The following is an 18,746-nucleotide window of genomic DNA, read 5'->3' on the forward strand; positions in this document are numbered from 1 at the left end:
GTCAGCCCCTCCTCCGGCGCATGCTGCGCCAGCTCCAATGCAGCAGGAGGAGCAGGGTGAGGAGCGCCGGCAGCAGGACCGTATTGGCCAGTTTCACCTGTTCCGCCAGGCGCTCGACATCGGCATTCAGTTGGAACTGCAATTGACGCAGTTGCTGGCGGATGCGCAATTTGTCATCGATGAAGCGGCGCAGCGTCGCTTCCATTTCCGGAGTCACCTCCTGGCCGCCGTCGTCCATCGATTGCTGCAGGGCCCGCAGGTTCTTGTCGGTATCGTTGAGGCTCTGCTGCAGCGCGTTGAGCTGTTCCTGGGCGCGCATCCCGGCTTCGCGTCGGAGCGCTTCCACGCGGGTGAACGGGCGCTTCGTATGGCCTCGCGAGCGTAGGTCGATCAGCGCGTCCGAACCGGAGAGATAGTCGAGGGCATTGCCGACGAACAGGTCGTTGTCCGCCCATACCTGCGGCTCGTTGTGGCCGGGCTGTTCCTGGAGCCAGAGCGGATTGCTCAGCAGGTCCGTATCGGCGACCAACAGCACATGGATGTTCGCGCTGTCGGTCAGGCCTTCGCCTTGCTTCCCGCGGTCCGCGGGGAAGGCACTCGTCGCCGGCCCCTCGACCTTGGCGGCCAGCACGTAGCGTTCTCCGGTCGGGACCAGGGTGGCGTTGAGCTGCTCCGTCGAGGATTGGCGGAAGCGCTCCAGCGACAGCGGCATGCTGTGCGCCGAGCTGTGCAGCAACGGAATGAAGCGCGTCGAGGCTCCGCCGAGAGGTTCGAGCAGGCCGACGCTGGCGAGGTTGAGGCTTTCCAGGCCGGTGGTCAGCACGTTGTCGTGGGGGAACGTGTCGCCGGGGAGGTGCAGCCAGGTCGGATTGCGCTCCGGGCGACGTTCGGCGTTGGGTTTGATCATGGCGAACGAGGCATCCGCCAGCAGGGTATCCGGCCGCAACTGGACGCCCCAGGAACGCAGCAACGGGGCCAGGTCGGAGCCTTTCCCGCCGTCCGCATCGGCGAGACTCAGAGGATCGACGAAGGCCAGCAGCTTGCCGCCGCGCAGGACGAACTGGTCGATGGCGTATTGGGTCTGTTCGGACAATTGCCTGGGGTGCACCAGCATCAACACCGAGATGTCGGCGGGGATTTCCGTCGAGGCGAGCCCCAGGGTGCGGATGTCGAACTGTTGGTAGAGCTTGTCCATCATCGCCCAGGGCCTGCTGCCCGACTGCCCGTCGGTGGGCGCCTGCCCGGTCATCGGCAGCGAACTCATCAGGCCGACTACCGTGCGCTCCCGTTGCGCGAGCGCCTGGACCAGGCGGCTGAGATCGTATTCCAGAAGCGGCTCTTCTTCCGGCGAGAAGAACGGGATCACCTGGAGGCCGTCGGTTGCATCGGTGGCCGCCAGGCCAAAGTAGATGGCTTCGCCATTCGTGCCGATGGGCAGCGCTTGCAGGCCGAAGCGCGCGGCACGGTCCTCGTCGTCGGAGAATGGCAGGGGGTCGATCACGAACAATCGGACATTGCCATGGCTCCGCCGTGCATAGAGGTCCAGCACTTCCTCGACGCGGCGGGCGTAGTTGCGCAGGGCGGGTAGGTCACTGGCGCGGCTTTTCGAAAAGAACAGGTAGAGGTTGAGCGGTTCGTCGAGGCTGTCGAGGACTTCCTGGGTGCCGGCGCTGAAGGTGTAGAGCTTCTGCTGGGTGAGGTCGAACTGCTGGTCGCGCAGCAGCAGGCTGGACAGCAGGTTGAAAGCGAGGAACAGCAGGCCGACCAGCAGCAGGCCGACGCCCGAGTACAGGGTTCGTTTCATGGATGTTTCCTACGCTGCCTTTTTCAGGTCGATGACGATGGTGGTGGCGACCAGCCAGGCGACGATCAGGCTGCAGAAGTAGGCCAGGTCGCGGACGTCGAGCACGCCCCGGCCGAGCGCCTCGAAACGGACCAGCACGCTCAGCGAGGCAATGCCGTCCAGCAGCCATTGCGGAAGCCAGCCGGAGAGCGCCTGTTGTACGTGGGGAGTGCCGGCGCCGACGAACAGCAGGCAGACGAGAACGGTCAGGGCAAAGGCGATGATCTGGTTCTTCGCCAGCGCCGACATGCAGGATCCGATGGCCAGGTAGCCGCCGGACAGCAGCCAGCCGGCCAGGTAGCCGGCGATGATCGCGCCGTTGTCGGGCGAGCCGAGGTAGTTCACCGTCAGCGGCATCGGGAAGGTCAGCAGCAACGCCAGCCCGGCGCAGAACCAGGCCGCCAGGAACTTGCCGGTGACCAGGGTGGCGCGGGAGACGGGCAGGGTCATCAGCATCTCGATGGAGCCGGACTTGCGCTCCTCGGCCCACAGGCGCATGGCCAGCGCGGGGATCAGCAGGAGGTAGAGCCAGGGCAGGCTGGAAAAGAACGGCGCCAGGTCGGCCTGGCCGCGCTCGAAGAAGTCGCCCAGGTAGAAGGTGGCCACGCCGGAGAGGACGAGGAAGATCAGGGTGAACACATAGGCGAGCGGCGTGGCGAAGTAGCTGCCCAGCTCGCGTCTGAAAATGGTGCCGATGGCGGTCATGCGGGGGTTTCTCGGGTCAGTTGGCGGAACACTTCTTCCAGTTGGCCGTGTTCGGTACGCAACCCGGATACCCGCCAGCCATTGCCGTGGATCAGGCGGTTGAGCGCGGGAAGGATCTGCGCGCCGGGGCGGGCCAGGATGGTCAGGGTGCCGGCCCGGTCGGGGCGTCCTTCGATACCGGCGACGCCGGGGAGCATGGCGATGGCCAGCGGGTCTACCGGTGCTTCGATGCTGAGGCTGACGGCATGGTGGTAGCGGCTGCGGGTCCTGAGTTCGCCCGGGGTGTTGTCGGCCAGCAGGCGGCCGCCGTTGATCACCAGGGCGCGGCTGCACATGAACGAGACTTCCTCGAGGATGTGCGTGGAAATCACCACGATCTTGCTTTCCGAGAGGTTCTTCACCAGTTGCCGGACCTGGTGCTTCTGGTTCGGGTCGAGGCCGTCGGTGGGCTCGTCGAGCAGGAGCAGCTCGGGATCGTGGAGGATCGCCTGGGCCAGCGCGACGCGACGCTTGAAGCCCTTGGACAGGGTTTCGATGATGCTCCTGCGCTCATCCCGCAGCTCCATGCAGTCCATGGCGCTGTCGATGCGCCGACGTTTTTCCCGTCCGCTGTAGTCGCGGATGGACGCGACGAAGGCGAGAAAGCCCTCGACCGTCATTTCTCCGTAGCTGGGAGCGTTCTCCGGCAGGTAGCCGATCAGCTTCTGTGCCTGGCGCGCCTTGTCCTGCATGTCGAAGCCGAAGATGCGTATGCTGCCGGCGCTCGGCGCGAGGAAGCCGGAAAGCATCTTCAGGGTGGTCGACTTGCCCGCTCCGTTTGGGCCGAGGAGACCGACGATCTCTCCCCGGTCGATGCGGAAGCTCAAGTCGTTTACCACCGTCCGGCCGGAAAAGCGTTTGCTCAGTCTGTCTATGTCGATCATGGTTTCACTGGAAGTTGAGCCGTTTGCTGTTATGCGTAGGGGATCGCATGAGCGCGGTAGATTACCGGGAGTTATTGGCTGGTTTTTCCAGTGGGCTCTTTTTGAGATTAGTTACTTATATTGTTGGGAAACTTCCTACGAACTATCGTTAAAAGATGGAAGTTATCGCGACTTCCAGGGCAGCCCTGGAGCTGGCGCAGCGCCTTGGTTCCGCTGCGGGAACGCGGCCATGTCGCGCTCGCTGGTGCCTATGTTGGGGACGCGTCGATTCCCCCTGCGGAGTTTCACGAGGGAAGGCAGTTGCCGTTTCGATAGACGGGAAGCGGAATAGCCCGGCCGCCTGGATATTCCGGACTTCGAGACCAATGCAAGTTGGAGGAAGACCCGACTTCCGCCAGTAGCGGTTATTCCTCGCCTTTCAGCAGCGGAAGGCGAATCTCGAAAGTGGTGCCCTGGCCAACCTGGCTCTGGCAACCGATCCTGCCGCCGTGCCGGTCGATCACCGTCTTGACCATGGCCAGCCCCAGGCCCAGGCCGGCGCTGCCCTCGGCGGAAGCGAAGCGCTGGTACTGGCTGAACAGGCGCGGTAGTTCGGCGGCCGCGATACCTTTGCCCTGGTCGACGATCCGGCAGCTCAGCCAGTCGCCTTCGAGGCGGATGCTCAGGCTGACGACGGTCCCCGCCGGGCTGTACTTGACCGCATTCTCCAGCAGGTTGAACAGCGCGCGCGTGAGCAGGCCGGGGTCGGCCCAGACCATCGGTTCCTGCTCGTCGTCCCAGTCGCGCCGCAGGTCGATGTCCTTCTGTTGCGCGAGGGGCCAGAGCTGGTCGGCGGCGTCCATCGCCAACATGGTGAACATGCACGCTTCGAAGCGGTAGGCGTCGGATTCGGCCTTGGCCAGTTGCACGAAGGCGTCGGTCAGGCCCAGGGCGCGACGGACCTGCTGCTCTATCTGTCGGTAGACCTGCTGGCCGGCTTCGTCCTCGGCGGGGCGGACGTCGAGCAGGGCGAGGATCGCCGAGTGCGGCGCGCGCAGGTCATGGGAGAGGAAGCGCAGGAGGGTGGCGCGCTGGCGCTCGGCATCGCGTTCGGCGCTCAGGTCGATCAGGCTCACCAGCCAGCCGATGGCGGTTTCGCTTTCGACCGGCAGCAGGCGCGCCAGGTCGAGGCGCAGGTCGCGTTCACGGTGGTCGCGGAACTCGATGGCTTCCAGGGTTTCCAGCGTTGGGCGGGCGCCACCGGCGAGGCTCGGATGGCCGAGTTCGGCCAGGCGCTGGCGCAGTTCGGCGCCGCGCAGCTCGCCGCCGAACAGGTCGCGTGCCTTGCGGTTGGCCAGCAGGATCTGCCCCTGCGGGTCGCAGATCAGGGTCGCCACCGGCAGGCCTTCCAGGCCGTCGGCCATGAACCGCCGGCTGTCGCGGGTGCGGCTGACCGCCTGCTCCAGGGCGGCGATGCGGTTCTGCAATGGATCGTTGCCGGCGCGTGGGGGGCTGGCCCGCTCGGGCAGCACCTTGGGCTCGCGGTCGAGACGCGCCAGTTCCCAGCCAAAGTAGGCGAGCACCGCGTTCAGCCGGCGCCAGCTCCAGATCAGGTAGGCCAGCAGCAGGCCGACCAGGCTGGCCAGCGGCGACCACCACCAGCCGTTGAGCAGCAGCGCCCAGGAAAGACCCAGGGCCAGGACCGCGCAGGCCAGGGTGAGGAGCAAGGCGTGGCGCGAGCGGAACAGCATCAGGCCGAGCAGCAGCGCTACGCTGGCGGCGGAGAGCAGGGCGGCGAGCCAGGGTTGCAGGTCGACGGCGGTGCGCTGCTGCAACAGCCCGTTGAGGATGTTGGCCTGGATCTCCACCCCCGGCGTGGTGCCGAGGCTGGCCGACAGCGGGGTGACATAGCGGTCGCCGAGGCCCGGCGCGGTGGCGCCGACCAGGACCAGGCGGTCGCGCAGCAGGCTGTCTGGCACCTCGCCGCGCAACACGCTGACGTAGGGCACGCTGGGGAAGCCCGCGTCGGCACCGATGAAGGGAATGCGGATGGCGTGGTCACGCTGCCAGCCGGGCAGGTTGCGCATGTCGTCGAGGCCGGGCATGGGCATGGCGCCGGCATCGGCGAATGCTTGCCAGGCGAGCAGCGGGCGCGGCTGGCCGAGCGGTCCTTCGCGCAGGTAGACGCTGCGCACCGTGCCGTCGCTGTCCGCTTCGACGTTGATATGCCCGATGCCGGCGGCGCAGCCGGCCAGCGGCGCGGTCGGCGGTATCTCCCGTGGCGGTTCGCCGTAGCGCGGCACGCTTTCGCGCAGCAGTGGCAGGAGGACGTTGCCGGCCCGGCACAGCGATCTTGCCAACTGGCGGTCGCTGTCCGGATTGGAGGAGGGTTCGCTGAAGATCACGTCGAGCAGTACGCTGCGTGCGCCGGCGGCGGCCAGGCGATCCAGCAGCTCGGCGTGGACGCTGCGCGGCCAGGGCCAACGACCGAGGCTTTCCAGGCTACGGTCGTCGATGGCGACGACGAGGATGCGCGGATCGACGGCCAGCGGGGTGAGGTTGCGCAGGCGGTCGTAGAGCAGGTTGTTCAGCGGCAGGCCGCTGCTCAGCGAAAGCAGGGCGGTGAGCGGAAGGAGCAGCAGGCTGACCAGCAGCCATTCGCGCACCAGGCCGCGGAACAGCCGCTGCGCCTGGCTGGGCTCGTCCTGGCGGTCGAGCGCCTTCATCGGCGAGGCCCCGGCGCCCTATCGGGCACTGCCGCCTCGCGGGTAGTAGAGAATGTCGTAGACGCTGGTCTCGCCCTCCAGGCCGTCGTTGTCGAAGGCCGAGAGACGGACGTGGTAGAAGGCCGCCTTGAGTCCGCTGAAACTGACTTCCGGGGTGCTCGAGAAACGCTCCTGCTGGATGCGCAGGAAGTCCGGATCGCTGGCTACCTGGGCACGGTAGCGCTTGGCGCCGTGCAGCGGGGCAAGATAGAGCTTCCAAACCGGCGACTCGCCGTGCTCGCCGCCCTGGCCGCGCAATTGCGGGGCGGGTAGCAGGTCCACCGGCGTCAGCTTGCCCTGCGGCTTGACCTTCAGGCCGCGGCGGGCGTCGACCAGCACGTCCTCGTCCGGCTCGGCCTGCGCCGCCTTGCGGGCCGGGCGCCTGCCGTTGAGCGGCAGGTCGTCGCTGGTCAGCTCGCGGTTCACCGCGACGCGCCCGTCGAGCACTTCGGTCAGCGCCTGGCCGTCTTCGGTGCGGGCGCGGAAGTGGGTACCGCGCACGCCCAGTACGCCGACCGGGGTCAACACCTGGAAGCGGTCGTGATCGCTCTTTCTCTTCAGGACATAGGACTCGACCTGCCCCGCGCGCAGGGCGATCTGCGGAATGCCGGTGTCCTCGTCGAGGTGCAGGGTGACTTCCGAGCTGGAGGGCAGGACGATGCGGCTGCCGTCGCCGAGCAGCAGGCTGACGAAGGCGGTCGGAGAGGTCTTGACGCCTTCCAGTTCGTCGATGTCCATGCCTTCTTCCAGGGGCGTCTGGTTGCCCTTGGCGTCGAGCTTCCAGGCGTCGCCGGCGAGATAGAGCACGCTGGCGGGGAGCGGCTGGGGCAGGCACGTTTCGCCCTGCTCGATGAACGGTGGCCGTTTCGTCTTGGCCGGCGCGGCCGCGACGGAGCCGGCGAGCAGCGTCAACAGTCCGCCCAGCGCCAGGGCGGCGCAAGCCGGAAAGAGGGATCGGGAAGTAAGGGCGAGGGCTGTCATAGGCTTCACTGGGCGGCGGGTCAGGTATCGCTGGCGGTCCGGTCAGGCTGCAATCTGCCTGATCGGGCGCCGGTTTCGCAATCCTTGCAACGACATCGGGAGCCCGCAGGCTCCCTTGTCGTTTCCTCGGCCGCAGCGCCTGGCGGTTGGGCCAGGCGCTTCGGTTCAGTCGTTCTTGTCGCCGATCAGGCGATAGGCCAGGGCGCCGAGTACCGCACCGAGAATCGGCGCGACCCAGAACAGCCACAGCTGGGAAACCGCCCAGTCGCCGACGTACAGGGCGACCGCGGTGCTGCGCGCCGGGTTCACCGAGGTGTTGGTGACCGGGATGCTGATCAGGTGGATCAGGGTCAGGGTCAGGCCGATGGCGATCGGCGCGAATCCCTGCGGCGCGCGCTTGGAGGTGGCGCCGAGGATGATCAGCAGGAACATGCCGGTAAGTACCACTTCGCTGACCAGCGCGGCTTGCAACGAGTAGCCGCCCGGCGAGTGTTCACCGTAGCCGTTGGAGGCGAAGCCGGCGGCCAGGTCGAAGCCGGCCTTGCCGCTGGCGATCAGGTACAGCACGCCGCCGGCGGCGAGGCCACCGAGGACCTGGGCGACGACATAGGGCAGCAGTTGGCTGGCCGGGAAGCGCCCGCCGACCCACAGGCCTACCGATACCGCGGGGTTCAGGTGGGCGCCGGAGATCGGGCCGATGGCATAGGCCATGGTCAGCACGCTGAGGCCGAACGCCAGGGCCACGCCGAGGTAGCCGATTCCCAGTTCCGGTACGCCGGCGGCGAGCATTGCGCTGCCGCAGCCGCCCAATACCAGCCAGAAGGTGCCGAAGAACTCTGCTCCGTATTGCTTCATGATGAGGTCCTTTTCAGATCCAGGGTGGGACGCGGATCGAGGCGTCCGGATAGCGGGAGGGGATGATTCGAACAAGGAAGGGGAGATGACACATCCGTGTGTCGAAGCCAGCCCTGGGGGGATTGGCTCGGTTGCCTGGGGCGATCGTCCGTCACCGACCCCTGACTGTGGTTCGAGTGGTCTCGTTCCACGGCCCGCCGGAGCGGGTTTACACATCCCTGTGTCGGAGCAATCCATTTGCTCCTTGGCCTACTCAGCGGTTGGAAATCTACCAAGCGCGATTTGTCTGCTGTGAGATTTGCCATATTTCTTCAGATTCTTCCGCGCTATTTCAGATTCGTCGCGTTCAAAACACCCAGCGCAACTCGTCACGCACGCTGACGGCGCCGGACAGGCCGACGTTCCACATCTCGGCCCTGGCGCGGGCCGGGCCGTCGAGGCCGAGCGGAGTGGCGAAGGACGGGCTGGCGGTGCCCTGGCTGAACGATGGGGCCTGGACCGGACCGGCCGGATGGCTCACCGATTCCAGGCCGAGGACCAGGGCAAGGCAGGAAAACTTGCCGAGGGCCTGCAGGTTGATGTCACGCAAACGTTGGCTAACTGGCCGGAAACCCATGGCTACGACTCCTTGATAGGTCAGGCTGGCGCTGGCTCGCGGGCTCTTCGTCCCGCTTAATGGCTATTTGGAATCAGGCTATCAAGGGCTGGTCGCGACCAGAGAGATTCGTCACAATTCTTCAGATTTGTACGTAATTCGCCGTTCCTGGAGCGAAAAAGGGGCGTTAGCCCGATTGAACAGGACCAGCTTTTATGCGTGTCGCGATACTGGACGACGAGTCGGCCGAACTGGACCGGGTCGAGCAGACCTTGCAGCAGATACCCGCGCAGGGCGAACAGGCCTGGACGGTGCACCGTTTCGCCCGTGGCGAGGACCTGCTCAAGCAGCTCAAGCGGGAAACCTTCGACCTGCTGATCCTCGACTGGCAGTTGCCGGACCTCAGCGGCCTGCAATTGCTGCGCTGGAGCCGCGAGCACCTGGATGCGCCGCCGCCGGCGATCATGCTGACCAGCCGTGACGCCGAACAGGACATCGTGCAGGCGTTGAACAGCGGCGCCGACGACTATGTCAGCAAGCCGTTCCGGCCCAACGAACTGAAGGCGCGGGTAGCCGCCGTGCTGCGTCGCCACGGGGGAACGCGTCCCGCGCAGCATGAGGTGCAGACTTTCAACGACCTCAGCTTCGACGATGCCGAGCTGACCGTGACCCGGGCCGGCGCGCCGATCAGCCTGACCGAGCGCGAATACCGCCTGGCCCGCTGCCTGTTCGCCAACCTGGGACGGCCGTTATCGCGGGAATATCTCTACGAGCGCTTCTGGCCCCACGAGGAAGTGTTGTCCTCGCGGCCGCTGGATACCCACATCTATCGCCTGCGCAACAAGCTTGGCCTGACCGCCGAGCGTGGTTGGCAGTTGCTGACCATCTACGGCTACGGATATCGGTTGGAGAGCGTGGCGACGGTCGACTGAGCGGAGCGGGGTGGCGAGACCGACCTTGGCGGTCTGCGAGGGAGAATGAAAAAGCCCCGCGGCTGCGGGGCTTCTTTTCGGCGAGGCGCGCTTACTTCTGGAACGCGGCCACGGCCTTGGTGATCTCGGCGCGGGCGGCGTCGGCGTTGCCCCAGCCTTCGACCTTGACCCACTTGCCTTTCTCGAGATCCTTGTAGTTCTCGAAGAAGTGCTTGATCTGCTCCAGCAGCAGGGCCGGCAGGTCGGTGTATTCCTTCACGTCCTTGTACAGGACGCTCAGCTTGTCGTGCGGCACGGCGATCAGCTTGGCGTCGCCGCCTGCCTCGTCGGTCATGTGCAGGACGCCAACCGGGCGCGCGCGGATCACCGAACCGGGAGCGACCGGATAGGGGGTCACCACCAGCACGTCCAGCGGGTCACCGTCGTCGGCCAGGGTGTTCGGGATGAAGCCGTAGTTGGCCGGGTAGAACATCGGGGTGGCCATGAAACGGTCGACGAACAGGCAGTCGGTGTCCTTGTCGATCTCGTACTTGATCGGCGCATGGTTGGCCGGAATCTCGATAGCGACGTAGATGTCGTTCGGCAGGTCCTTGCCGGCCGGGATCTTGCTGTAGCTCATGGGTGACTCCAGAGGTTTCTGGCCAAAAAAGAGGCCGCGATTATAGGCATATTCGGTTGTCGATGCCATGTACCGGCATTCAGCCGTTAGTCGTGTCGCCCGCCGCCTCGCGGTAGTCCGGATGCTCGGCCTGCAGGCGGCGCAGGCGTTGCAGCGGGTCCTGGCGGTAGAACAGCTGGAGCTGCCGGTACACCGCAGGGTAGGCCTCGTGGAGGAGATCCGGGGCGGTGAAGAAATACTCGCTGGTAACGGCGAAGAACTCCGCCGGATCTTCCGCCGCATAGGGATCGATGGCGGTCTGCGCGTCGGGATCGCGGTCGAGCAGGGCGTTCATCTCGTCGTAGGCGGCCTGCATGGCGCTCGCCCAGTCGCCGATGCGCATGCCGGCGTGCAGCGGCGGCAGGCCGTTGGCGTCGCCGTTGAGCATGTCCAGCTTGTGCGCCAGTTCGTGGATCACCAGGTTGTAGGCATCCCAGCCACCCCCGCCGACGACGCCGGGCCAGGCCAGGACCACCGGCCCTTGCAGGGAGGTCTCGCCGCTGCGTTCGTCGTCGAACTCATGGACTACGCCGCTGGCGTCGCGGTGTTTCTGCGGGCTGACGAAATCGTCGGGATACAGCACCAGCTCGTGGAAGCCCTGGTACCAGTTCAGCTCCGGCAGGTGCAACAGCGGCAGTTGCGCCTGCGCCGCCAGCAGCAGGCGGCCGAAGTCGTCGAGATCGACGCCGGCGAGTGCGGTCAGGTGCTTGTCGGCGAGAAACAGCACGGCCCGCTCGCGCAGGCGGCGGTCCTCGTCGGCGTCCAGGCCGTCGAGGATCGGCAGGTGCCGGCGTACCCGCTGCCAGAGCTCTTCGGCCACCGGGTGGCGCGCCAGCAGGCGCCGGCGCCGCCAGGCGCGGAACGACCACATGCTCAGTCGCTCTGGGCCTTGGCCTGTTTGGCGGCGCTCGCCTGCAGGCGATGGCGAATGAAGCCGAGGATCATCGGCAGCAGCGACAGCAGGATGATGCCGATCACCAGCAGCGACAGGTTCTTCTTGATGAACGGCACGTTGCCGAAGAAGTAGCCCAGGGTCACCAGGCCGCCGACCCAGGCCACGGTGCCGACCACGCTGAACATGACGAAGCGCGGGTAGTGCATCTTCGCCATGCCGGCGACGAAGGGCGCGAAGGTCCGCACGATGGGCAGGAAGCGCGCCAGGGTCACGGTCTTGCCGCCGTGGCGTTCGTAGAACTCATGGGTGCGGTCGAGGTAGTCGCGGCGGAATACCTTCGAGTCGGGGTTGCTGAACAGCCGCTTGCCGAGGGTCCGGCCGATCACGTAGTTGGTGCTGTCGCCGGTGATCGCCGCGACCATCAGCAGCCCGCCGAGCAGCCATGGGTCCATGCCGCCGGTGGCGCAGATGGCGCCGGCGATGAACAGCAGCGAGTCGCCGGGGAGGAACGGAGTCACCACCAGGCCGGTTTCACAGAAGATCACCAGGAACAGGATGGCGTAGATCCAGACGCCATAGTTGCTGACCAGCATGGCCAGGTAGGTATCCAGGTGGAGAATCAGATCGATTGGGTTGAAGTCCATTGAGCAACCTGCGGAGACAACGCGTTGAGCGGCAGAGGGCCGCCATTATAGGGGGGCGTCCGGATGGGTGGGGGGCTGTTTGTCGCGATCCCGGCAAAACCACTGATTGCAGGATGTTTCGGTAATTTTTCCGAAATTGGTCGGCATAAAGTCTGCAAGAACAGGAGAAATTTCTAGCAGGGAAGGGCGTGCGATGACACTCCAGCCTTTTGCCCAGCCACCGCTCAGTCTCGCCCTGGGCGCCGGGCGCGACTTGCCGGGGCAGGCCGCGCGGGTTCGCGCCGAATGGCTCGCGCCTCGCCCCGGACGGGCTCCGGCGTTTCTCCTGGCGCTGCTCTGGGGACGCGGTTGCGCCAACGTGGTGCAGGCCATCGAAGGCCATCTCGACGCACTGTTCGCCGACTACGCCTGTACCCCCGAGGGTTGGCCGGAAGCGCAGGCGGCGCGGCAGGTCCTGGCTTCGCTGAACATGCAGCTGTATCGCCGGCGCCGCGAAGGCGAGCCGGGCGTGCTCGAGCTGGCGGCGGGGTTGCTGCTGGTCCATGCCGGGGGCGTGCACTTTCTCCAGTGCGGCGCCGTCGGCCTGCTGCGTTATCGCCAGGGCAGCCTGCAGCGCCTGGGAGGGAGCGGCCAGCCGCTGGGTAGCAGCGCGGAGCTGGCGCTGGTCCAGCACAACCTGACCCAGGTGGCCGGCGAGCCCTTGGTGCTGGCGCCCCAGCCGTTGCTCGAAGTGGCCGACCTGCGCGCCCTCGGAGAACGTTGTGCCGGGCTGACCACGGGGCGCCTGGAGGGCGTGCTGCAGCCGTTGCTGCATGCGCCGGGGGCGGTGGCGCTGGTCTTGCCGGGGGCGCTCGAGCGCGCCCCAGCGGCGCCACGGCATACCGGCTGGCCAGCGCTGGGCGCGGCGTGCCCCGGCGACTGCGTGGATGGCTGGACCTTGCAGGCGGCTTGCGCGTTCGGCCCACCCGGGCGGCTGTTCCGCGCCTGCGACGAGCAAGGACGCGAGGCGTTGCTGCTGCTCGCGGCGGCCGATGCCGACGAAGCGTTCTGGCAGCGCGAATGGGCACTGCGGCGCTGCCGTGCGGAGAGCCTGCCGCGAGTATTGTCGTCGCCCCGGTTGCGTCGTCATGCCTTCCAGTTGTTCGCTCCGCCGCGCTGGCCGATGCGCAGCCTGCTGGATTGGGCGCCAGCGCACCTGCCGCTGGAACCGCAATGCGCGCTGGTCCTCCTGGAGCAACTTATCGATGCGGTTCGCGCCTTGCAGCGGCGCGGTGTACAGGGCTTGTGGCTGGCGCCGCGGCAGATCCTGCTGGACGAGGGCGGGCGCCTGCTGTTCCTCCCCGAGGCAGCGGCGATCCTGCCGGGGGTGGCGCGCCAGGCGCTGCCTGCGGACAGCGTGCCGCTGGCGCCGGAGTTGCGTCGCGGCGAGGCGCTCGATGGCCGGGCCGACCAGTTCGCCCTGGCGGCGCTGTTCTATTGGCTGCTCTGTGGTCGCTGGCCGTCGATCGCTTGCCCGGAGAGCGACGGCGGATGCCGCTACGAGCCGCTGGGCGAGCGTCAGGCGGACCTGCCGGTCGGCTGGGACGGTGTATTGGCGCGGGCCCTGGCGCCGCGTCCGGAGGCGCGCTTCGAAGCGTTGTCGGAATTCTGGCTGGCCTTGCAGAAGCCGCTAGCGCATCCCCAGCGGGTCTTTGCGCCACGCCGGTTGCAACGGGGCGTGCTGGCCCTGGTCCTGCTCCTGGCCGGGGCTGCGCTGCTGGTCGGCCTGGCCGGTTAACGGATCGACGGCCAGCGTGCGGGTCTGTCCGCTGCGTTCGAGGTGCGCTTCGGCGATCAGTTGTTCCAGCCGGCCGCTGCGACGCATCAGGCGCAGGTTGCGGTCGAGGCTGGCGGCAAGGGCGGCGCCGCGGGCGTGTCTTTTCGGCACCAGTACATAGAGCGGCTTGACCTCCAGCGGCGGTTCGATGAACACCAGGCGATCCTTCAGCGCCGGCACGTTGCGCGCCAGCAGGTGGTAGCCGGTGTAGCGATCGACCACGGCCAGGTCGATACGCCCGCGCAGGAGCTTCTCGAGGTTCTGCCAGTCGTTGGTCACCGCGTCCTTGGTCAGGCTGCGGTCGGCGTCGAAATCCTCCCGGTTGACGTAGCCGCGGACCACGCCGATGCGGTACGGACGCAGGCTTTCCAGATGCGCGGGATTGACCGGCAGCAGGCGCTCGCGCTGGCGGAAGAAGCCCAGTTGCGAGTCGAGCAGGGGGATGGTGGCGTGGAACAGTTCGCGCCGCTCGGGCGACAGGTAGGCCGGCATGAGGGCGTCGAAGCGCCCCTCGGCGGCTTCCTTCAGAGCGCGTTGCCAGGGCAGGAACACCAGTTCGGCGCGGTGCCCGTCGAGGGCCAGGGCTTCGTCGAGGATGCGGCTGGCGAGGCCCTTGCCCGGCAGGTCGGGGCCGACGTAGGGCGCCCAGTCGAGGGTCGCCACGCGCAGGGTGTCGGCCTGCGCGCCGGCCGTGGCGAGGAGCAGGCCGAGCAGGACGCCGGGCCAGTGCCAGGTGCGCGAACCCATGGATGCCTCTGCTCTGAGCGATCGGTTGGGAAGTGCCGTGCCTTTGTCTTCAGCTTAGTTCGTCGCTGATCGGCAGGGTGTAGTTCTTGAACTCCTGGTCTTCGCGGAAGCCGATCGACTCGTAGACTTTCTGCGCTACCTCGTTGTCGACGCTGGTGGAGACACGCATGCGCACCGCATGGGTTTCCCGGGCCATCTGCTTGGCGTGTTGCAGCAGGTGGTCGGCGACCAGTTGCCGGCGCGCCTCCTCGGCGACGTAGATGTCGTTGAGGATCCAGACGCGCTTGAGCGACAGCGAGGAGAAGCTCGGATAGAGCTGGCAGAAACCGAGCAGCCGGTCTTCTTCGTCGGCCAGCGCCAGGTAGATCACCGACTCCTTGCGGCGCAGGCGTTTCTCGAGGAATTTCCGCGAGGACTCGGGGTAGGAGAGCATGCCGTAGAATTCGCGGTACTTGACGAACAGCGGCGCCAGCAGGTCGAGGTGTTCGAGGGTGGCTTGCACGATTCGCATGACGGGCCTCGCATTGCGGGAAGGGGCTGCCGGGACGATGCAGGCTGCATGCCAGCAACGCTTCGATGCTGCCCAATCTCCCTGGAAAGCGCAATCCAAGCGAACGTTTGAATCGGTCGAAGGAGGGGCGTCGCGCGCCGGCCCATCCTTCGGCCGGGAGGCTCAGTCCCTCGCCAGGAGGAAGTTGCCGGTGCGCGGAGCCTCGCCTTCCAGAGCCTGGACCTCCGCCTCGTCCTTCAGGTTGACCCCGGAAAGCTGCCGCCGGCAGGCCTCGCGCATCAGGTAGAGCAGGCGGTGCGCGGCCATGCCGTAGCTGAGGCCTTCCAGGCGGACGTTGGAGATGCAGTTGCGATAGGCGTCGGTGAGACCGACCCGCGGGGCCCAGGTGAAGTACAGGCCGAGGCTGTCCGGCGAGCTGAGGCCGGGACGCTCGCCGATCAGGATCACGCTCATCTTCGCCCGCAGCAATTCGCCGATCTCGTCGGCCACCGCCACCCGTCCCTGCTCCACCAGGACCACCGGCGACAGCGACCAGCCTTCGGCCAGCGCCTGTTCCTCCAGGCGTTCGAGGAAGGGCAGGGTGTGACGCTGCACGGCCAGCGCGGAGAGGCCGTCGGCGACCACGATGGCCAGGTCGATCTGCCCGTCGTAGCCGGCGGCGTGTTCGCGCAGGCGTTGCACCGAGGCCTCGTCGAGGCGCCGGCCGAGGTCCGGGCGTTGCAGGTAGACGTGGCGGTCGGCGGCGGCGCTGTGCAGCAGCAGGCTGTCGCGGCCGCGCTGGCGCAGGCCGTCGCTGATGGCCGCATGGTCGAAGGGCAGGTGCACGGCGTCGCGCGCCTGGGCGTGGGCGTACTGGAAGTCCAGTTGCGGGCGGGTCGGCAGGCTGGTGCCGGTGCGGCCCAGGGCGATCCGCGCGGGGGTCAGCTGGCGCAGCGGCAGCCAGGGGTTCTCGGCGCTGGCGTCGGGCAGGTGCTTGTCGTTCATCGGCATCTCCTCAGGCCAGTTGCGCCAGGGCCTGGCGGAACGCCGGCGGTAGCTCGTCGCCGAAGCGGATGCGCCCGTCGGCCTGGGTGAAGATTCCCATCCGCTGCAACCAGTCCTCGAATTCCGGCGCCGGCTTCAGGCCCAGCGTCTGGCGCGCATAGAGGGCGTCGTGGAAGGAGGTGGTCTGGTAGTTGAGCATCACGTCGTCGGAGCCGGGAATGCCCATGATGAAGTTGATCCCGGCGACGCCCAGCAGGGTCAGGAGCATGTCCATGTCGTCCTGGTCGGCCTCGGCATGGTTGGTGTAGCAGATGTCGCAACCCATCGGCACGCCGAGCAGCTTGCCGCAGAAGTGGTCTTCCAGGCCGGCGCGGATGATCTGCTTGCCGTTGTACAGGTACTCGGGACCGATGAAGCCGACCACGGTGTTCACCAGGAACGGCTTGAAGTGACGAGCCACCGCATAGGCGCGGGTCTCGCAGGTCTGCTGGTCGACGCCGTGATGGGCGTTGGCCGAGAGCGCGCTGCCCTGGCCGGTCTCGAAGTACATCAGGTTGTTGCCGAGGGTGCCGCGCTTCTGGCTGAGCCCGGCCTCGTAGCCTTCCTGGAGGATCTTCAGGCTGATGCCGAAGCTGGCATTGGCCGCCTCGGTGCCGGCGATCGACTGGAACACCAGGTCCAGCGGCACGCCGCGGTTGATCGCCTCGATGGAGCTGGTGACGTGGGTCAGCACGCAGGCCTGGGTGGGAATCTCGTAGCGCTGGATGATCGCGTCGAGCATCTCCAGCAGGGCGCAGATCGAGGCCATGCTGTCGGTGGCAGGATTGATCCCGAGCATCGCGTCGCCATTGCCGAACAGCAGGCCGTCGAGGATGCTCGCGGCGATTCCGGCCGGGTCGTCGGTCGGGTGGTTCGGTTGCAGGCGGGTGGAGAGTCGGCCGCGAAGGCCGAGGGTGTTGCGGAAGCGGGTGACCACGCGGATCTTCTGCGCCACCAGGACCAGGTCCTGGACACGCATGATCTTCGATACCGCCGCTGCCATTTCCGGCGTCAGGCCCGGAGCCAGGGCGCGCAGGCTGGCCTCGTCGGCGGCGTCGCCGAGCAGCCAGTCGCGGAAGCCGCCGACGGTGAGATGGGACACCGGGGCGAAGGCGTCGCGCTGGTGGGTGTCGATGATCAGGCGGGTGACCTCGTCGTCCTCGTAGGGAATCAGCGCCTCGTCGAGGAAGTGTTTGAGCGGGATGTCGGCCAGGGCCATCTGCGCGGCGACCCGCTCGCCGTCGTTGCTCGCCGCGACGCCGGCGAGGAAATCGCCGGAGCGCGCGGGGCTGGCCTTGGCCATCACGTCCTTGAGGCTGTCGAAGCGGTAGGTCTCGCCGCCGACGCTATGGGTGAAACGTGCCATGTGTGTCTCCAGTGCCCGGCCTCGCCATGCGGCGGGCCGGGCTTTGTCGTTGTCGCTCTCAGCGCAGGTCCTGTTCCGCCGCCTGGATCGCGGCGAACTCCTCTTCCGGGGTGCCGGACACCAGGTGATGCCGACTGTACAGGGCGAAGTAGCCGATCAGTACAGCGTAGATCGCCACCGCGCCGACCACGACCCGCGGGTCGACCAGGAAGCCGGCGACCACCGCGACGCAGGCCAGCGCCAGGGCTACGCCGGAGGTGAGGATGCCGCCAGGGGTGCGGTAGGGGCGCTGCATGTCCGGGCGGCGGATGCGCAGGGTGATGTGCGCGGCCATCATCAGCACGTAGGAGATGGTCGCGCCGAACACCGCGACCAGGATCAGCAGGTCGCCCTGGCCGGTCAGCGACAGGCCGAAGCCGATCACCCCCGGCACCACCAGGGCCAGTACCGGCGCCTTCTTGCGGTTGGTCAGCGAGAGGCTGCGCGGCAAGTAGCCGGCGCGGGAGAGGGCGAAGATCTGCCGCGAGTAGGCATAGATGATCGAGAAGAAGCTGGCGATCAGCCCGGCCAGGCCGACCAGGTTGACGAACTGGCTCATCCAGGTCGAACCCTTGTAGGCCGACTCCAGCGCTTCCACCAGCGGATTGCCCGAGCCCATCAGCTCCTTGGCTCCGGCGGCCCCGGGACCGACGACCAGAATCAGTGCGGCGAAGGCGAGAAGCACCAACATGGCGCCGATCAGTCCGCGCGGCAGGTCGCGCTTGGGGTTCTTGGTTTCCTCGGCGGCCAGCGGCACGCCTTCGACGGCGAGGAAGAACCAGATCGCGTAGGGGATCGCCGCCCAGACCCCGACATAGCCGAACGGCAGGAAGCTGCTGGCGCCGGTCGCCGCGGTCTGCGGGATGTTGAACAGGTTGGCCGAGTCGAAGTGCGGAACCATCGCGACAATGAACACGCCAAGGGCGATGGCCGCCACCGCGGTGATGACGAACATCAGCTTCAGCGCCTCGCCGGCGCCGAGGATGTGGATGCCGATGAATACGATGTAGAACACCAGGTAGATCAGCCAGCCGCCGACGCCGAACAGCGACTCGCAGTAGGCGCCGATGAAGCAGGCGATGGCCGCCGGGGCGATGGCGTATTCGATGAGGATCGCGGTGCCGGTGAGGAAGCCGCCCCAGGGCCCGAAGGCGCTGCGGGCGAAGCCGTAGCCGCCGCCGGCGGTAGGGATCATCGAAGACAGCTCGGCGAGCGAGAAGCACATGCACAGGTACATGGTGGCCATCAGCAGGGTGGCGAGGAACATCCCGCCCCAGCCGCCCTGGGCCAGGCCGAAGTTCCAGCCGGCGTAGTCGCCGGAGATCACGTAGGCGACGCCGAGCCCGACCAGCAGGACCCAGCCGGCGGCGCCTTTCTTCAGTTGACGGTGTTGGAAGTAGTCGGCGTCGACGCTTTCGAAGTCGACCCCGGAAGTTGCGGGCGCATGGCCGGTTTGTTCGAGGGACATG

General features: G+C 67.1%; 17 protein-coding genes. 2 read left to right on the forward strand and 15 right to left on the reverse strand.

The genetic code is table 11. From position 1 onward, the window contains the following. Position 1: 1 nt before the first annotated feature. The 7 genes from VQ065_RS04830 to mucE all read right to left on the reverse strand — a co-directional run bounded on the left by VQ065_RS04830 (position 2) and on the right by mucE (position 8,667). Complete coding sequence (locus tag VQ065_RS04830) at positions 2–1,804, reverse strand: GldG family protein (protein ID WP_003093269.1); 1,803 nt, start codon at positions 1,802–1,804, stop codon at positions 2–4. A 9-nt stretch (positions 1,805–1,813) separates the two neighbouring features. Beyond that, the gene (locus tag VQ065_RS04835; protein ID WP_003093267.1) at positions 1,814–2,548 is read right to left on the reverse strand and encodes an ABC transporter permease; all 735 of its coding nucleotides are present in this window, start codon (positions 2,546–2,548) and stop codon (positions 1,814–1,816) included. Beyond that, positions 2,545–3,471 carry an ABC transporter ATP-binding protein gene (locus tag VQ065_RS04840; protein ID WP_003093264.1) on the reverse strand — a complete coding sequence of 309 codons (927 nt, stop codon included), beginning with the start codon at positions 3,469–3,471 and terminating at the stop codon, positions 2,545–2,547. The genes VQ065_RS04835 and VQ065_RS04840 overlap by 4 nt, the downstream gene beginning before the upstream one ends. Positions 3,472–3,875: 404 nt before the next feature. Continuing rightward, entirely contained in the window at positions 3,876–6,176 is a 2,301-nt protein-coding gene (locus VQ065_RS04845; RefSeq protein WP_003093262.1) for a CHASE2 domain-containing protein, read from the reverse strand. Between the two features lie 18 nt (positions 6,177–6,194). Then, positions 6,195–7,196, reverse strand: coding sequence for a FecR family protein (locus tag VQ065_RS04850; protein WP_003110517.1), 1,002 nt, complete (start codon positions 7,194–7,196; stop codon positions 6,195–6,197). A gap of 165 nt (positions 7,197–7,361) precedes the next feature. Then, complete coding sequence (gene aqpZ / locus VQ065_RS04855) at positions 7,362–8,051, reverse strand: aquaporin Z (protein ID WP_003093258.1); 690 nt, start codon at positions 8,049–8,051, stop codon at positions 7,362–7,364. A gap of 346 nt (positions 8,052–8,397) precedes the next feature. Beyond that, the gene (mucE, locus tag VQ065_RS04860) at positions 8,398–8,667 is read right to left on the reverse strand and encodes a mucoid induction factor MucE (protein ID WP_003093256.1); all 270 of its coding nucleotides are present in this window, start codon (positions 8,665–8,667) and stop codon (positions 8,398–8,400) included. A gap of 194 nt (positions 8,668–8,861) precedes the next feature. Here mucE and VQ065_RS04865 point away from each other — a divergent pair, with 194 nt between their 5' ends. Then, complete coding sequence (locus VQ065_RS04865; RefSeq protein WP_003093250.1) at positions 8,862–9,578, forward strand: response regulator transcription factor; 717 nt, start codon at positions 8,862–8,864, stop codon at positions 9,576–9,578. A 91-nt stretch (positions 9,579–9,669) separates the two neighbouring features. On the opposite strand, the gene ppa is transcribed toward VQ065_RS04865, so the two are convergent. The 3 genes from ppa to VQ065_RS04880 form a co-directional block, all read right to left on the reverse strand. Then, a complete protein-coding gene (gene ppa / locus VQ065_RS04870; protein WP_003093248.1) occupies positions 9,670–10,197 on the reverse strand; it encodes an inorganic diphosphatase in 528 nt (175 codons plus the stop codon). A 79-nt stretch (positions 10,198–10,276) separates the two neighbouring features. Further along, the gene (locus VQ065_RS04875; RefSeq protein WP_003093244.1) at positions 10,277–11,107 is read right to left on the reverse strand and encodes a M90 family metallopeptidase; all 831 of its coding nucleotides are present in this window, start codon (positions 11,105–11,107) and stop codon (positions 10,277–10,279) included. Between the two features lie 2 nt (positions 11,108–11,109). Next, positions 11,110–11,775 carry a DedA family protein gene (locus tag VQ065_RS04880; protein WP_003093241.1) on the reverse strand — a complete coding sequence of 222 codons (666 nt, stop codon included), beginning with the start codon at positions 11,773–11,775 and terminating at the stop codon, positions 11,110–11,112. 193 nt (positions 11,776–11,968) lie between these two features. Here VQ065_RS04880 and VQ065_RS04885 point away from each other — a divergent pair, with 193 nt between their 5' ends. Then, complete coding sequence (locus VQ065_RS04885) at positions 11,969–13,552, forward strand: protein kinase (protein ID WP_003093239.1); 1,584 nt, start codon at positions 11,969–11,971, stop codon at positions 13,550–13,552. On the opposite strand, the gene VQ065_RS04890 is transcribed toward VQ065_RS04885, so the two are convergent. From VQ065_RS04890 to eat, 5 genes are all read right to left on the reverse strand, one after another. Further along, positions 13,445–14,338: a substrate-binding periplasmic protein gene (locus VQ065_RS04890; protein WP_003093237.1), complete on the reverse strand. Its 894-nt coding sequence runs from the start codon at positions 14,336–14,338 to the stop codon at positions 13,445–13,447. The two genes, VQ065_RS04885 and VQ065_RS04890, sit on opposite strands and share 108 nt — an antisense overlap. Positions 14,339–14,387: 49 nt before the next feature. Then, entirely contained in the window at positions 14,388–14,849 is a 462-nt protein-coding gene (locus VQ065_RS04895) for a GNAT family N-acetyltransferase (RefSeq protein ID WP_003093235.1), read from the reverse strand. A 162-nt stretch (positions 14,850–15,011) separates the two neighbouring features. Further along, a complete protein-coding gene (eutC, locus tag VQ065_RS04900) occupies positions 15,012–15,833 on the reverse strand; it encodes an ethanolamine ammonia-lyase subunit EutC (RefSeq protein WP_003110520.1) in 822 nt (273 codons plus the stop codon). A gap of 10 nt (positions 15,834–15,843) precedes the next feature. Next, positions 15,844–17,238, reverse strand: a complete 1,395-nt coding sequence (locus tag VQ065_RS04905) for an ethanolamine ammonia-lyase subunit EutB (RefSeq protein ID WP_003093232.1) — start codon at positions 17,236–17,238, stop codon at positions 15,844–15,846. Between the two features lie 58 nt (positions 17,239–17,296). Then, a complete protein-coding gene (gene eat, locus VQ065_RS04910; protein ID WP_003093230.1) occupies positions 17,297–18,745 on the reverse strand; it encodes an ethanolamine permease in 1,449 nt (482 codons plus the stop codon). Position 18,746: the final 1 nt, after the last annotated feature.

This window comes from Pseudomonas sp. KBN10P06128 (assembly GCF_037574945.1).
GTDB classification, from domain to species: domain Bacteria; phylum Pseudomonadota; class Gammaproteobacteria; order Pseudomonadales; family Pseudomonadaceae; genus Pseudomonas; species Pseudomonas aeruginosa.